This is a genomic window from Flavobacterium panacis, assembly GCF_024649945.1.
Taxonomy (GTDB): domain Bacteria; phylum Bacteroidota; class Bacteroidia; order Flavobacteriales; family Flavobacteriaceae; genus Flavobacterium; species Flavobacterium panacis.
The window spans coordinates 61,504-76,119 of the sequence record NZ_JANKMS010000003.1; the positions used below are offsets into that span (position 1 = coordinate 61,504).

Annotated in this window: 14 protein-coding genes; 6 read left to right on the forward strand and 8 right to left on the reverse strand. The window is 33.8% G+C overall.

The window, feature by feature from the left end:
* Positions 1–136: 136 nt before the first annotated feature.
* Entirely contained in the window at positions 137–1,492 is a 1,356-nt protein-coding gene (locus NQQ59_RS08255) for a UDP-N-acetylmuramate--L-alanine ligase (RefSeq protein ID WP_144217562.1), read from the forward strand.
* A 155-nt stretch (positions 1,493–1,647) separates the two neighbouring features.
* Here NQQ59_RS08255 and NQQ59_RS08260 read toward each other — a convergent pair whose 3' ends face one another.
* Positions 1,648–1,815, reverse strand: a complete 168-nt coding sequence (locus tag NQQ59_RS08260) for a DUF1287 domain-containing protein (protein WP_372497218.1) — start codon at positions 1,813–1,815, stop codon at positions 1,648–1,650.
* Between the two features lie 187 nt (positions 1,816–2,002).
* Between NQQ59_RS08260 and radC the strand changes: the two genes are divergently transcribed.
* Genes radC through NQQ59_RS08275 form a run of 3 tightly spaced genes read left to right on the forward strand, consistent with a single transcriptional unit; the run spans position 2,003 to position 4,155 of the window.
* Positions 2,003–2,692, forward strand: coding sequence for a RadC family protein (radC, locus tag NQQ59_RS08265; RefSeq protein WP_144217564.1), 690 nt, complete (start codon positions 2,003–2,005; stop codon positions 2,690–2,692).
* Positions 2,693–2,695: 3 nt separating this feature from the next.
* Positions 2,696–3,382 (forward strand): YjjG family noncanonical pyrimidine nucleotidase, encoded by a 687-nt coding sequence (locus NQQ59_RS08270; protein ID WP_144217566.1) that lies wholly within the window; start codon positions 2,696–2,698, stop codon positions 3,380–3,382.
* Positions 3,383–3,384: 2 nt separating this feature from the next.
* Positions 3,385–4,155 carry a hypothetical protein gene (locus NQQ59_RS08275; protein ID WP_186296673.1) on the forward strand — a complete coding sequence of 257 codons (771 nt, stop codon included), beginning with the start codon at positions 3,385–3,387 and terminating at the stop codon, positions 4,153–4,155.
* Positions 4,156–4,170: 15 nt separating this feature from the next.
* On the opposite strand, the gene NQQ59_RS08280 is transcribed toward NQQ59_RS08275, so the two are convergent.
* Positions 4,171–5,448, reverse strand: a complete 1,278-nt coding sequence (locus NQQ59_RS08280; RefSeq protein WP_144217571.1) for a replication-associated recombination protein A — start codon at positions 5,446–5,448, stop codon at positions 4,171–4,173.
* Positions 5,449–5,613: 165 nt separating this feature from the next.
* On the opposite strand from NQQ59_RS08280, the gene NQQ59_RS08285 reads away from it, so the two are divergent.
* Together NQQ59_RS08285 and NQQ59_RS08290 are read left to right on the forward strand one after the other, a co-directional pair.
* Positions 5,614–6,375 (forward strand): rhomboid family intramembrane serine protease, encoded by a 762-nt coding sequence (locus NQQ59_RS08285; RefSeq protein ID WP_144217573.1) that lies wholly within the window; start codon positions 5,614–5,616, stop codon positions 6,373–6,375.
* Between the two features lie 61 nt (positions 6,376–6,436).
* Positions 6,437–6,943, forward strand: a complete 507-nt coding sequence (locus NQQ59_RS08290; protein ID WP_257698171.1) for a hypothetical protein — start codon at positions 6,437–6,439, stop codon at positions 6,941–6,943.
* Here the strand turns inward: NQQ59_RS08290 and NQQ59_RS08295 are convergent, their stop codons facing one another.
* The 6 genes from NQQ59_RS08295 to NQQ59_RS08320 all read right to left on the reverse strand — a co-directional run bounded on the left by NQQ59_RS08295 (position 6,944) and on the right by NQQ59_RS08320 (position 14,591).
* Positions 6,944–7,750, reverse strand: a complete 807-nt coding sequence (locus NQQ59_RS08295) for a DUF2490 domain-containing protein (protein WP_144217575.1) — start codon at positions 7,748–7,750, stop codon at positions 6,944–6,946.
* A 48-nt stretch (positions 7,751–7,798) separates the two neighbouring features.
* The gene (gene rlmB / locus NQQ59_RS08300) at positions 7,799–8,533 is read right to left on the reverse strand and encodes a 23S rRNA (guanosine(2251)-2'-O)-methyltransferase RlmB (RefSeq protein WP_144217577.1); all 735 of its coding nucleotides are present in this window, start codon (positions 8,531–8,533) and stop codon (positions 7,799–7,801) included.
* Positions 8,534–8,623: 90 nt separating this feature from the next.
* A complete protein-coding gene (locus tag NQQ59_RS08305) occupies positions 8,624–9,124 on the reverse strand; it encodes a lipid-binding protein (protein WP_144217579.1) in 501 nt (166 codons plus the stop codon).
* 10 nt (positions 9,125–9,134) lie between these two features.
* The gene (locus NQQ59_RS08310) at positions 9,135–9,893 is read right to left on the reverse strand and encodes an immunoglobulin-like domain-containing protein (RefSeq protein WP_144217582.1); all 759 of its coding nucleotides are present in this window, start codon (positions 9,891–9,893) and stop codon (positions 9,135–9,137) included.
* 14 nt (positions 9,894–9,907) lie between these two features.
* The gene (locus tag NQQ59_RS08315; RefSeq protein WP_144217584.1) at positions 9,908–11,380 is read right to left on the reverse strand and encodes a SusD/RagB family nutrient-binding outer membrane lipoprotein; all 1,473 of its coding nucleotides are present in this window, start codon (positions 11,378–11,380) and stop codon (positions 9,908–9,910) included.
* A 16-nt stretch (positions 11,381–11,396) separates the two neighbouring features.
* Complete coding sequence (locus NQQ59_RS08320; protein ID WP_144217587.1) at positions 11,397–14,591, reverse strand: SusC/RagA family TonB-linked outer membrane protein; 3,195 nt, start codon at positions 14,589–14,591, stop codon at positions 11,397–11,399.
* Between the last annotated feature and the right edge of the window lie 25 nt (positions 14,592–14,616).

Genomic DNA, 14,616 nt, shown 5'->3' on the forward strand with positions numbered 1-14,616 from the left:
ACAGATTTGTAATTTATTTCCAAAACCAAATGTGACATATTATATTTCCTTATTTTTGAAGAATAATTAATGAGTTTAATTTGTTATTTGCTATTTCGATTAACCGATTAAACAGTTTAACGATTAAACATTTTCAATGAAGACACATTTCATCGCCATTGGCGGAAGCGCAATGCACAATCTTGCATTAGCATTACATAATAAAGGATATCAAGTTACAGGAAGCGATGATGCTATTTTTGAACCTTCAAAATCAAGATTAGAAAAAAAAGGAATTCTTCCTGCTGAACTGGGCTGGTTTCCAGAAAAAATTACTTCAGACATTGACGCAATTATTTTAGGAATGCACGCAAAAGCTGATAATCCTGAATTGCTAAAAGCGCAGGAATTAGGTTTGAAAATCTATTCGTATCCTGAATTTTTATACGAACAATCTAAAAATAAAACGCGTGTTGTAATTGGTGGTTCTCACGGAAAAACTACCATCACTTCAATGATTCTTCACGTTATGCATTATCACAATATTGCAGTTGATTATATGGTAGGAGCGCAGTTGGAAGGATTCGATACAATGGTGCATTTAACAGAAGAAAATGATTTTATGGTTTTAGAAGGAGATGAATATTTGTCTTCACCAATTGACAGACGTCCAAAATTTCATTTATATCAACCAAACATTGCTTTGATTTCTGGAATTGCTTGGGATCATATTAATGTTTTTCCAACGTATGAAAACTATGTAGAGCAGTTTGAGATTTTTATCGAAAAAATTACAGATGGTGGTATTTTAGTTTACAACGAAAATGATGCTGAAGTAAAACGCGTATCTGAAGCAGCATCAAACCCGATTAGAAAAATTGCTTACAAAACTCCAGAATATTCTGTAAGTGATGGAGTAACTTTATTGAAAACTCCAGAAGGCGATATGCCAATTGAAGTTTTTGGAGCTCATAACTTGAATAATCTAGCTGGAGCAAAATGGATCTGCCAGAATATGGGTGTTGACGAAGCTGATTTTTACGAAGCAATTGCAAGTTTTAAAGGCGCATCTAAACGTTTAGAAAAAATTGCTGAAGGAAAAGGAAAAGTTGCCTATAAAGATTTTGCCCATTCACCAAGTAAAGTGGCTGCGACAACAAAAGCGGTAAAAGAACAATATCCAAACAGAACTTTGGTTGCTTGTTTAGAATTGCATACTTATAGTAGTTTAAATGCAGAGTTTTTAAAAGAGTACGAAGGTGCTCTAGAATATGCTGATGTTGCCGTTGTTTTTTATTCGCCAGATGCAGTAAAAATCAAACAACTCGAAGAAGTGACTTACGAGCAAATCGCTAAAGCATTCAACAGAGAAGATTTAATTATTTATACAAATCCAGCTGAATTTAAGAAATATTTATTCAACCTAAATTTAGATAATTCTGCACTTCTTTTAATGAGTTCAGGAAATTACGGAGGTTTAAATTTTGATGATGTAAAAGGATTAATTGCTTAATTAGTCCATTAGAAAATTAGATAATGTGTCAATTGCTTTGCAGTTGGCACTTTTTTTTTGAAAATGGTTTAATTAGAAAATTAGATAATGTGTCAATTGTTTTGCAGTTGGTACATTTTTTTTAAAATTTTCTAATTTTCTCATTGCCACATTTCCTAATTAACTTTTTCGTATCTAAAATGACCAACAATTTTATACTCAAATAAACAATCTTCAAGAACTTGTCCGCCGCCGACATTGTGAACTATTAAATTGCGTTTTCCGTCTTTCGATTTTTTATTGGTTATTATTCCGATGTGAGAAAGTATTGGGTTTGGCAACATTTGAAACCGTAAATGTTTTTGATTCTTTTTTTTGACACGAAAGGAAAATAAAGAATAGAAGAGTAAGTTGTAATGATTTCATTTTCAATGAATTTATTTTAAAATATGATAAAATTTAAAATGCTTTGTAGTATTTGAAAGATTTTTCTTCTTTTTAATTTATATTCGCTACCTAAATTTTATGATTATGGATGGGGGACATTTTGCAATAAGAGATTGGTCAGAAGATGATAAACCTCGTGAAAAATTAATGCATAAAGGAAAAGATGTTTTAAGCGATGCTGAATTATTGGCTATTCTAATTGGGTCTGGAAGTCGTAACGAATCTGCGGTTGCATTGAGTCAGCGTATTTTGGCAAGTGTTGGAGGTCTTAATTCTTTGGCAAAATTATCAATTGCTCAGTTAATGAAATTTAAAGGAATAGGAGAGGCAAAAGCGGTTACAATTGTCGCGGCTCTTGAATTGTGTGCCAGACGAAGATCAGAAAAAGCAGAAGAAACAGCAAAAATAACTTCAAGTAAGATAGTTTTTAATATGATGCAACCTTTAATTGGAGAATTATCTCATGAGGAATTTTGGGTGCTTTTTCTTAATAATTCAAATAATGTAATTTCGAAGTCGCAACTAAGCAAAGGTGGAATTGCAGGTACAATGGTCGATATCAGATTGATTTTTAAATTGGCATTTGAGAAATGTGCTACTGGCTTGATTTTGTGCCATAATCATCCTTCTGGAACATTGATTCCAAGTGAAGCTGATAAACAAATTACCAAAAAGATTCGTGAGGCAGGAAACAAGTTAGATGTTAAAGTTTTGGACCATTTGATAATAACTGAATCAAAATATTATAGTTTTGTAGATGAAGGAATATTTTAATACATGAATACCACAATTACCGATGTCTTTTTTGACTTAGATCATACACTTTGGGATTTTGATAAAAATTCACAAATGGCTTTTGATCGAATTTTTAAAAGTAAATACCAAGATATTATTACCGAAGATTTTATTAAAGAGTATATTCCGATAAATCAGGAATGCTGGAGACTTTATCAGAATGATAAAATTACACATCAGGAATTACGCTTTAATCGATTGAAATTTTCTTTCGATGCTTTGAATTATGTAATTTCTGAAGAGAATATTTTGGCAATTGCTAATGATTATATCGAATTTCTAACCGATAATAATTACCTTTTTGATGGAGCCATTGAAGTTTTAGAGTATCTAAAACCGAAATACAAACTTCATATTATTACCAATGGGTTTGCTAATGTGCAGGAAAAGAAAATTAATAATGCTTCTTTGGGAAGTTACTTCAATACGATAACAAATTCGGAGTTAGCAGGAGTTAAAAAGCCAAATAGTATTATATTTGATTACGCTTTAAATTTGGCTAATACTTCCAAACAAAATAGTATTATGATTGGAGATGATTTTGAAGCCGATGTAACAGGCGCTTTAAACGCAGGTTTAGATGCAATCTATTTTAATGAAAAAAAACTGGATGTTTCCGGAGATTATAAACAAATTAACCATTTATTAGAACTAAAAAAATATTTATAATGATGAAGATTAAATTTTTACTTACTGCAATTTTATGTTCAATTGTTGGATTTGCGCAGTCTGTTAATGATTACAAAGCTGTAATTATACCTTTGAAATATGACTTTATGAAGACCGATAATCAATATCGTTTGGCGACATTGAGTAAACAAAATTTAAGTAAAGCTGGTTTTGAAGCTTTTTATACAAATGAACAACTTCCTGATGGATACACAGACCGTTGCCAGGTTTTATACATTGATGTCATAAAAGACAATGCTTTTTTGGTGACTAAGCTTAGTGTACAGTTTAAAGATTGTTTTGGACAAGTAGTTTATACTTCAGAGGTTGGAAGAAGTAAAGAGAAAGATTATGATTTAGCTTATAGAGAATCACTAGATAATGCTTTTAAATCAGTTCAGGCGTTACACTATAAATATAGTGGTACTCCTGTAGCAGTTTCTAGAACTCCAGTTGCTACGCAAACTCCTGTAGCTGCAACTACAGCAGCAACTACTGTTGCGGCAACTCAAGTTGTGGCAGTGGCGACGCCATCACCAGATTTAAAAGATCCAAACTTATTGTACGCACAGCCAACAGAATCAGGTTATCAGTTAATTGATAAAACTCCAAAAGTGGTAATGAAGCTTCTTAAAACTTCTCAACCAAATGTTTATATCGCTATAAAAGATAACGTTCAAGGTTCTTTAATCTTAAAACAAGACGGACAATGGTATTTTGAATCTTATCAAAATGACAAATTGGTTTCAGAAAAAATTACAGTTAAATTTTAAAATATAAAATAGGACTTAATAGTCATATTTATCTTTCCAACGGTTCTTTAGAAATTCGCGGGTACTATTCTCTCTAGAATTGTTTCCAGGATTGTAAAGAACCGTTTCTTTTATAGCATCTGGTAAAAATTCTTGCTCAGCAAAATTATTTGCATAATCGTGTGAGTATTTATATTCATCACCATAACCTAATTCTTTCATTAGTTTGGTAGGAGCATTTCGCAAATGAATTGGTACAGGTAAATCGCCAGTTTGTTTTACCAATTGTTGTGCGTTTCCAATTGCCATATAGGATGCATTACTTTTTGGAGATGTTGCTAGGTAAATGGCACATTGACTTAAAATAATTCGGCTTTCAGGATATCCGATAGTGGTAACAGCCTGAAAAGTATTATTGGCCATGATAAGCGCAGTCGGATTTGCATTGCCTATATCCTCACTTGCGAGAATTAACATTCTTCGGGCAATGAATTTTACATCTTCACCTCCTTCAATCATTCTGGCCAACCAGTAAACGGCACCATTCGGATCACTGCCGCGCATTGATTTTATAAATGCAGAAACTATGTCGTAATGTTGTTCGCCAGTTTTGTCATAAAGAACCGTGTTTTGTTGTACTAATTGTAAAACTCGATCATTGGTTATAGTGATTTCATCACCAGCTGAAGCATTAATAACGAGTTCAAATACATTTAGAAGTTTTCTTCCATCACCGCCTGAAATACGCAATAAGGCTTCAGTTTCTTTTAAATCTATTTTTTTTGTCAAAAGATAGGCGTCGGTTTTCATGGCGCGTTCTAATAGCGCTTCTAAATCGGCTTTTGTAAATGCGTTTAGTATGTAAACCTGGCAACGTGACAATAATGCAGGAATCACCTCAAAACTTGGGTTTTCTGTTGTCGCACCAACTAATGTTATCCAGCCTTTTTCTACTGCAGCTAAAAGTGAATCTTGCTGTGATTTGCTAAATCTGTGAATCTCGTCAATAAACAGAATCGGATTTTTAGCAGTAAAAAGTCCGCCGCTTTGTTTTGCTTTTTCAATGACATCACGTATATCCTTTACACCAGAATTTATGGCACTTAGAATATAAAAAGGACGTTTGGATTCTTGAGCTATAATTTGAGCAAGTGTTGTTTTTCCAGTACCAGGAGGTCCCCAAAAAATTAAAGAAGGAATTATTCCTTTTGAAATTTGTTGTGTTAAAGATCCGGTTGGACCAATCAAATGCTGTTGACTAATATAATCTTCTAATTTTTGCGGACGAATGCGCTCTGCTAACGGTGCTTCCATTTTACAAAATTACTGTTTTTTAATTTTAGATTTTGTCTCTCGAAAGTTAAAACAATTCAGAATTAGAAGTATTGTTACAATCTGAGACAGTTTTAATATGACAAATTATCAGTAAAATATTTTTGGATAGTTTTTTGAGTCTTTACCATTGTTATTTAGAAAACTATGAACGATACTAATTTTAAATTTTCAAATTCAGTTATTGGACTTCCTGTGTTTTTTGTCCTTTTATTATGGATAGTGTATTGGTTGCAGATTCGATTTGATTTTGATTTTTATCAATACGGAATTTACCCAAGAGATTTAATAGGCTTGAGGGGAGTTTTATTCAGTCCGTTTATTCATGAAAATTTAGAGCACTTATATAATAATAGTATTCCGCTTTTGATATTACTGTCGGCTATTCAATACTTTTATCCCAAACAAACCTTTGGAGTTCTTAGTTACGGAATTTTATTGTCTGGATTTATTACTTGGGTTGTTGGTCGGGAAAATTATCATATTGGAGCAAGTGGTTTGATTTATGTTTTGGTAAGTTTTATTTTCTTTAAAGGAATTCAAACCCGTTATTACAGATTAGTTGCTTTGTCTTTGACAGTTGTCATGCTTTACGGAGGTACGATCTGGTATGTTTTTCCAGATGTGGATCAATCCATTTCTTGGGAAGGACATTTAGCTGGTTTTATCACTGGTTTTGTTTTAACATTGTTTTATAAGGCACCCGAATATGCCAAACCCATAGTGTATGATTGGCAGCGACCAGATTTTGATCCTTCCACAGACCCTTTTATGAAACATTTTGATGAAAATGGAAACTTTGTACCTATTTCTCATGAAGAGGAAGAAGATCAGATTGATTATTTTTCTTCAAGTCATCCTGTCAATTATATTTTTATAAGAAAAACAGAAGGAGAAGAGGGAATTTAATTTGATGTTTTTCTAGATTAAATGAGTAAATTTGTTTAGTAAAAATTTAATTTCCAGAGTTATGAATGAAATGAAGCTATTGGTTTTGTTCTTGTATCTTGTTTTTAGTAATACAGTTAATGCTCAATGTGAAATTAAAAATAGGGTACAGGCAGACGGAAGTATGATGTATTATTTTGAACCAGCCGTATTTTATACTACTAAATCAAAATCTTTGAAAATTAATATCGTTACTGATAAAGAGCATTATTTTGTCGCACTGCAGCCAACTCCATTTCCAGATAAGAAAATTGGGAAAAAGATAAAAGATGATTTAATCATTCATTTGGCAGATAATAATACTTATAAGCTGGCGCATTACGATACACAATACCGAGAAAATGACTCGGTAATGCAGGTTCTTTATTTAATTGATAATAAAGATCTGAAGGCATTTTCAAATTATGAAGCTGTGACTGCTGAGATTAATATGGAAGGGACGGAATTTATAAGAAGTTATAATTTTAAACTTCATAAAAAAGCTATTAGTGAACAACTTCAATGTTTCTTGAAAGAAGAGGAAAAGTAATTATTGATCTTCGTCTGTGATTTGCTGATGGTGTTTGTTTGCAATTTTCTTCTTAAGATTTCTGATAAGATTGTTGAAACTAATGGTAAGTGAAGCAGCATTTGTTGTTTGATTGCCATTATTTCGTGGTAAATATTCATTACAATAGCTAAGTTCAATTTGAATATCATCTGTAAATAGATATCCTGCACCAATATTGAATCTGTTTCGGTCAAAGAAACTTTCTCCTGTAACTTTTGCTCCAGATTTTAAATAGATTTCATCTGAGGCTACTGCGTAAATCACGCCTTCTCTTAAAATTTTACTGTTTATGGGTTGTAAGTACTTTATTTGCTGCCGATATCGAAATACGTTTTCATAATCGTCGTCTTGGTTTCTCATGTGACGAAATTCAGTACGCATTCTGGTGCTTAAAGTGTAACCAGTTTTATGAAAGTAATAAATTCCCTGAAGATCAAAACGCCATTCGGGAGATTCAAATTGTCCAATCTCAGGAACATCTTTGTTGCTATAATAAGCTAAGGAACCAGATAATTTCCATCTGGATGAGTAGTAATAATGTGCCCAACCTCGCAAAGATCTTTGAATCGTATTTTGAAATATATTGGATGAAGATTCTGTACTACTGTAGGTAGTTCCTAAATCTATTTCAGTTGACCATTTTTTGCTTAACGTTTGATTGAATTGAATCTCGTTCCAAAATTGGCCATAAGTAGTATTTTGTCCGTAGCTGTTTGTAATCATTAAAATTACAAACAGACATCGAACAATTTGTATTATTTGTATTGGATTAGATTTTGAAAGCATTAATTAAAGTTTTTAATTATTCATTCTAATCTTCATTCTCAATTTAATTTAACTTCTTTGACGAACAGTTTCGTATAAAAATGCGCCGCAGGCAACAGAAACGTTTAAAGAACCAATTGAACCGAACATTGGTAGTTTTGCTTTTTCATCTACTATTTTTAAGACAGAAGGATTTATTCCGCGATCTTCAGAGCCCATAATTATAGCAACAGGATCAGCTAATGAAACATCATAAATATTTTGATCTGTTTTTTCTGTTGCAGCTACTGTTTTAATTCCAGAACCTTGAAGATAAAAGATAGCATCTTTGATGTGTTCTACTTTACAGATTGGGACATTGAATACAGCTCCGGCTGATGTTTTAACAGTATCTCCATTTACAGGTGCCGAACCCGCTTTTTGAACAATAATTCCATTTACTCCTGTACATTCTGCAGTTCTGATAATTGCACCAAAGTTTCGGGCATCAGAAATCTGATCTAATATTAAAAATAAAGGTTTTTTCCCAGATTCAATAGTAGATTCGACAAGATGTTCTAAATCAATAAAACCAATAGGAGAAATGGTTGCTACAGCACCTTGATGATTATTTGGAGTAAGACGATTTAATTTTTCTACAGGAACATAAGAGAAGTTAACGTTTGCACGTTTCATCACCTTCATTAAATCTTTCATTAGTTCTCCAGCAATGTCTTTTTGTATAAAGACTTTGTCTACTTCTTTTCCTGCTTGAATTGCTTCTATAATGGCTCTAATGCCAAATATTTGATGTTCTTTTTCCATAGGACAAATATAGGTAATATGTTTCTATAAAAAAACCGCTCTGAATTAACAGAGCGGTTCATTATTATTGATTACTTGAATCTAAGATTCTTAGTATTCGTCTTCGAAGAAACCTGTTCTTTTGTGACCTACATAAAGAATATCTTTACCAGCAGGATCATAGTCAAAATGAGCTCTGAAAGAGATTTTGTCTACTTTGTGTCCACCTTTAGATACACCAGCTCCTTTTTCGATTTTTCCTTCAGTAATAGTTACTTTAGTTCCTGGATCAATTATGTTATCAGCAGCTGTAGCTGTGAAAGTTCCAGTTTTAGTGTCAATTTCTACTTTACATTTAATATAGTAACCACGTTTAGCATCATCAATCCACATTGTGTTATTGTTGGCTGCGGTATTGTACGTAGAGTGTATAGCATGTTGCGCATATACATTTCCATTAGTATCAGTTACGTCCATAAACCAATCACCTGCATAAGCTTCAACAGATGTTCCTCCTGGATCAGTATCTCCAACTTCGTCACAAGCTACAAATGACGTAAGTACAAGCATTGCTACAAGTACACGTGATATATTTAGTTTTAATTTTTTCATTTTAATAATTTTAAAGTTGTACTTGAGTTAATGTTGAAACGAACTTATAATTAGTCTCCGGATCAGCAGCCCAATCAGTTGTTAGTACAAGTGTTTTAGTAGCAGGATCAACAGTTAAACCTGTTATTTTTGCAGATCCTCCGAAATAGTCACATACTGGAATTCCAGGGAAAGTGAATGTATTAGTGGCGATATTACCAGTAATAGTTCCTCCTACAGCAGCAGAAGTCACTCCAATACTTCTCGAAATATCATACCATCCTCCAAAAGCATCAGATACTTGGTAAGAACCGTCAGTGTTTTTCCAGATGTAAATGTATTTAACGTTTTCTGAACTTCCTTGAGATGCAGCCATTAAGGTTCCATTTCTTCTAGTTGTAGCGATATACACACCTTCAATACTACTAACAAGATCTCCTGTTTTGTAAACGATTACTTTTCTTGTAGTATTTCCTTTGAAACCATCTACGTTTGTAGCGCTATAAGTTTCAGTGTACTCATCGATTTTGCTTGTGTCAAGAGTTTTAGCTCCTCTGTATTTTCCAGCAAAAGTTATTTCAGTTGGAATTACTGCTCCATTTTCTGTTGCTACAACTCCAGGATCACTATATGTTGCGCCTAGGGCCACAAATACTGTACTTTCACCATTGAATTCAAATACAGGGTAGTTTGTAACTCGAGATACTCCAGCACTTGAATCAGGATCGCAAGAAGTAAGTAGTAAACCACTAACTACTACTGTCATCAGTTTTATGAATATATTTTTCATTTTTTTAATTTTAATTAGTTAACATCCCACCAAACTGGATCAGTAATTGCTTTTAAAGCTGGTGCGTTAGGATTTCTAGTTTTTACGCTGTTAGGAAGAACAACTCTTTTTGGGAATAATTCTCCTGTTTGGCTGTTTACAGAAATTCTAAATTGTCCAGGTACATAAGATTCGCTAGTTTGAGGTACAGCAGATACTCTAGGATATCCTGTTCTGTTTTGCTCAAAGAAAGATTCGTATCCATTACCAGGGAAACTAGCAATCCATTTTTGAGTAATAATTGCTTCGATTTTTTGTGCTTGTGTTCCTGTTGAAGGGAATGCATATTTTCCTGCAGCGTCTAGGAAAGTATTAGCGTTTCCAATTCCTGGAACAGTAACTGTACCAATTGTAGTGCTAGTTTGGTATTTAGCAAAATTAGCTTGAACACCTAAGTCATACTTGTCTTTAGCTCCTGTACCTCCAAAATATCTAACAAGAGCTTCAGCTTGTAAGAAATAGCTTTCTTCAATACTAATAAAATAGAAAGGAGTTGTTGCCCAAAGTGATACTAAAGATAAGTTAGTAGTACTGTTTAAGAAGTCACCTTGATTATTAGGAACACCAACACCATAATATTTATTAAGACGTGGATCTGCATTTGCTTGTAAATAAGAGTATAATGTTTTACTAGCTCTAAGGTTTCCAGTAGTATTTAACTGTCTTCTGTCAGTTTCGTACAATGGGTTACTTCTGTCTGCAGCATCTTCAAATTGAGTCATTGCAGCATCTTTTGTATCTAAAAATTTAGCACCAGAATTGATTAAAGTTGTAATTCCTGATTGAGCTAAAGTTGGATCTACTTCTGTTAATCTTGTGTATAATTTTAACAATAAAGTATTACCGAATTTTGTCCATTGTTCCATGTCTCCACCGAAAAGGAAATCATCTTTACCTGGATTGTCACCTACAGAAGCATTTAGATCTTTAGATAAAGCTAATTTTAAATCAGCAATCATTAAGTCGTAAGTTTCTTTACCTGTATTGAATTTAGGATATAGGATGTTTGTATTATTTGCTTCTGCGTAAGGAATAGCATCGTAGATATCTGTTAAAACTTGAGAAGCTTCAACTTCTAATACAGTAGCCATTAAGAAATATTTAGTGTTCCCTTCAGCAGCAGCTTGTGCTTTTACAGTTCTAATATCATTTAATGCATCATACATAGCAGCATATGCCTGTTGATAATCATTAGTACCAATACTGTACTGATCAACGTCTTTGTATTGATTAGAAGTATTGTTTTGTGTCCAGAATTGAGACCAAAATCCGCCAATTAAAGCGTAGTATGATCCCTGTGCACCTGCAAGACCTGCGATTCCAGCAGGAAAAATGGTGCTATTTGCTTGCCCCGGAGGCAATAAATCCGGGTCTCTATTAATGTCAAATACTTCATCGCATGACACTAATAAGAAAAGAGCTGTTATTATTGTTGCTATCTTTTTCATTTTACTATATATTTTTTTAGAATGATAATTTTAAAACTCCACCTACTGATCTTTGTGATGGGTTAGCTCCAAATTCTCCTAAATCTGAAAGTACACCAGTTCCGTAAGTTCCTACCTCAGGATCAACATATGGGTTGTCTCCAGGAGTCCACATAAACAAGTTTCTTGCGTAGATTCCTACTGTGATTTTGTTTAATCCCATGTTTTTACTAAGTGCAGAAGGGAAGTCGTAGTTTAAATTTACCTCTCTTAGACGTACAAAAGTTTTGTCAATTACGTGATTTTTCTCGTATCCAATGTTACTTTGCGTGTTGTAGTAGTTAGCAACGTTAGCAAAAGAAACAGGAGTTGTGTTTTCTACATAAGTTATAGAACCATCAGTGCCAACAACTTCGTTAACAGAGTTAGGTACGATGAATGGATTTCTGTCATTATAAGTAGTTTCGATACCATTTCCTACGAAATGAGCCAATCTTTTTGTGTAAGAATACATTTCTCCTCCTTGTTTCCAGTCAAGAGATACACCTAAATTAAAGTTTTTGTATTTGAAAGTATTTTGTAATCCCATTACGAAGTCACGTTGAGAATTTCCAACGTTTTGAGCTTCAGTACTTGCAACGTTAATACCGTTTGTAGCGCTTACAATTGGTTGACCAGCTGCAGTAGTTTTAGGTACTAGCGAGTAGTATGATCCAATAGGTTGTCCTTTTACAGCTCTAAAGAATACGTTATATCCTGCTGCTAAATCTACATAAGGAAGTCCACCATTTACTTCAGTTACCTCATTCCAGTTTTTAGTGAATGTGTAAGTTAAATTCCAAGTAAAGTCTTGGTTTTTAATTGGACTTGCACTAAGAGAAAGCTCAATACCTTTGTTTTGGATTGTAGCGGCATTAATTGTTTTTTGTGTATAACCAGTAGATGGATCTAAAGGTAAGTTAACAATTGCATCTTTAGTTGTTTTGTGATAAACAGCAACATCATAACTGATTCTGTTTTTGAAGAATGATCCTTCAGCACCAAGTTCGTACTCAACGGTACTTTCTGGTTTTAAGTCTGGATTTCCAAGTCTACCGTTAGCCTCGTAAAAACTAACTCCTCCAACTGGAGATGCAATGATACCGAAGTTTGCAGCAGCAGATCCAGGAATATAAGAGTTTTCTGTTCTGTAAGGATCAGTGTCGTTTGCAATTTTAGAAGCAGCAGCTCTTAATTTTAAGAAAGTATCACCGTTGTCAATTACAATTGCACCCAAAGATGCTGACGGGTAGAAATAACTATTGTTTCCAATAGGTAATGTAGATGTAACATCTTGTCTACCTGTAATAGTAGCGAAATATCTGTTTTTGAAAGCAAATTCTGCAGATGCATAAACTGCTCCAGTTTTTCTTACACTATTAGATTGATCAATTGTTGGTCTAACAGCAGAGTTAGAAAGTTCATAATATCCAGGAATACCTAGGTTAGTAATCGTATTGAATAATCTGTCGCTCTCTCTTTTGTTAAAGTTAACACCACCTAAAAGGTTTAATGTCCAGTCTTCACCTAAATTAGTGTTGTAGTTAAGGTTGAAAAATGTATCAAATTCAGAGTATTCAGATCTTCCTTCTGTAACTCCACCTACTGTTAAGCTTCCTGCAAGATCTTGAGGGCTTCCTGGTAAGTAGTCAACGATAGCTCCGTAACTTTTGAATCTTTCAGTTCTAACGTTACCACCAATCTGCCATGTAGCAGTTAATTTATCAGTGATTTTGTAGCTTAAATTAGCATTTCCAAAAAAGTTACTTCCAAAAATTTTAGTACTGTTCTCGTTAATTGAGAAGTATGGGTTAGTAGCGTAAGGAGTAAAATAGTATGAAGGAGTGTTAAAAGGATTGTTTTTGTAATCTTTTAAATCAACAATACTAACATCCGTTGGGATTTGTAATAAATCTTGTTGTAAAGTAGAACCTTGTCCAGCATCATCACCTTGACCAGTGTTAACAACACTTTGATCTTTGTAGATATAGTTAATTGAAGTTCTTAAAGTAAATCTTTTACCTTTTAATCCTCCATTAAAACCAATAGATTGTTTTTTGTATAAATCAGCATCTGTTGGTACAACTCCATCACTGTTCACGTTAGAAAATACTAAAGAGAAATCAGATGTGTCTCCACCACCGCTTAAGTTTACAGACTGTGTAGACATTACACCTGTGTTGTAGAAGTCTCTAACATTGTTTTTTAAAGCTACATAAGGTTTAATTTGTTGGCTGTTTTCGTAAACAGATCCCCATGGTCTAACTTCTCCATTGAATGCAGGTCCCCAAGAACCATTTTCATTACTGTAAGAGTTAGATCCAGAGTAGCTTACTCCGTTCCAACCTTGTCCAAATTGAGTCTGGTTGTGTGGAACTCTTGCTACTTCACTTAACTCTGTAGAAGCTAACATGTCAACTTTAATTCCTGAGTTTGCTTTTCCTTTTTTAGTTGTAATGATAATTACACCACCACCTGCTCTTGATCCGTATAATGCAGAAGCAGCAGCACCTTTAAGTACTGTCATACTTTCGATATTGTTAGGGTCAAGATCACTAACACCGTTACCAGCATCGTAAGATCTAGTAGAAGTAGCTACTCCATTGTTTCCTGTACCTGTTGGAGTATTGTTAATTGGTGTTCCGTCAATTACATAAAGTGGTCCGTTATTTCCAGTAATTGTGTTCAATCCACGGATAACAACTTTTGTAGAAGCTCCTGGTTGAGATGGAGAAGTAATGTCAACCCCTGCAATTTTACCAGAAAGTGTTTCGAATGGGTTCGCATTAACTACTTGTGTAAGCGCATCTGATTTTAAAGTTGTAGTTGCATATCCAAGAGATTTTTTCTCTCTTTTGATACCGAAGGCAGTTACAACTACACCTTCAAGTTCTTGTGCTCCTGCATCTGCCATTTTAACATTTACAGTTGAAGAACTTGCGGCTACTTCCTGAGTTTTCATCCCAATGTAGCTAAATACCAAAACTTGGCTTGGTGATACTTTGATCGAAAATTTACCATCAAAGTCAGTTTGTGTTCCCGTTTTAGTTCCTTTAACTAATACACTAACACCCGGTAAAGGCATTCCTGCATTGTCAGAAACTGTCCCAGAAACAGCTCTTTCTTGCGCAAATGATAATTGCGCAACTAGTACTAGTAAAAGTACTAAGAATCCATTGAACTTTAGTTTCATTTTTAAATATTTTGAATTAGTATCG